The sequence below is a fragment of the Pseudoalteromonas sp. S554 genome, assembly GCF_005930865.1.
In the GTDB taxonomy this organism is placed as follows: Bacteria; Pseudomonadota; Gammaproteobacteria; order Enterobacterales; family Alteromonadaceae; genus Pseudoalteromonas; species Pseudoalteromonas marina.
In genome coordinates this window covers 1-1,152 of the sequence record NZ_PNDV01000099.1, presented here as the reverse complement: position 1 = coordinate 1,152, position 1,152 = coordinate 1, and the positions used below count along the sequence as shown (strand labels likewise).

At 38.2% G+C, this 1,152-nt stretch carries 1 protein-coding gene; it reads left to right on the top strand.

Annotated features, from left to right (window positions below; all coding sequences use genetic code 11):
• Nucleotides 1-258: 258 nt before the first annotated feature.
• A partial coding sequence (locus tag CWB65_RS17735) for a hypothetical protein (protein ID WP_138741119.1) occupies nt 259-1,152 on the top strand: 894 nt, incomplete at its 3' end.

The following is a 1,152-nucleotide window of genomic DNA, read 5'->3' as shown; positions in this document are numbered from 1 at the left end:
TGAACTCGGGGCGATTCAAGTGAAGTTTTAATTTTAATAATATATTTAATTTTTCAAATAGTGGTATTAGTGGCGTTATCTTTCTCTTTGATTAAATCGGGGGCTTTATGATTGAGCATAAAAAAGCCCTCGACAAAGGGCTTATTAAAAATCTATGTTGTGGCCTCTATTATATCAATAAACTTAAAACATTGCTGAGCGCTACCGCCAGTATAAGCATGTTTCTTGTAAGTATTATTTTTAGTAGGGGGCTTAAACATGCTTAAATTCTTACACGCTAAAAGCCACAATGTCACCGCTGACTTTAGTTATATAAATTGGCATGCGTTAAAGCTAAATGTTACAAGCCCTCAAAGCTTAGGCGCATTAACACCTAAGGAGGCTAAAGCTAAATCGGCCGTTATAGCGGCCACCGATGCGCCCAATAAAACAAAAGAGTCAATACTCTTACATGATAGCTTTACATTGCTAAGGCTTGATTTAGACGATACTAACCTAGAGTTAGCTACTATTGCCGATATGCTAGAGAGCATGTGTATAGAGTCATACATAATTCATACCACAGCAAGCCACCAGCAACAGGCCACAACAAACCGTTACAGAGTTTATATAGAACTAGCCGCTTCTATTACTTATAAGGTATGGGCAGCTATGGAAAGCTATTTGAGTTATATTTTTAACGCTGATGATTGCGCTAAGCGTCCACAGCAAATTATGTATTTACCTGTACGTTTAAAAGATGATAGCTACCAATTTAAAATTGCAGAAGGTAGGGCGCTTAATGTTGAAAGCTCTCAGCTTTACAAGGACGCACAGCAATTTGAAGCAGAGCAAAGCAAAGAGCTAGAACAGGCTATTAGTCTGCCTATAAAGCCAGCTTATCAAACAGAGTTAATAGGTAATCAGGTTTCTATTATAGATGCTGTAAACAGTGCTTATTCATGGCATGAGTTGCTTATTCAATACGGCTACAAAGCACAAGGTAAAGCTTATTTGCCGCCAGAATCAACCAGTAAACAAGCGGGGGCTTATATATTAACGAGTCATACCGATGGTAAAGAGCGTTATTATTCGCACCATGAAAATGACCTCTGCGCTAATGGCTTATGTATAGATAAGTTTGATTTTATGGTGATTGAATCGCCCCGAGTT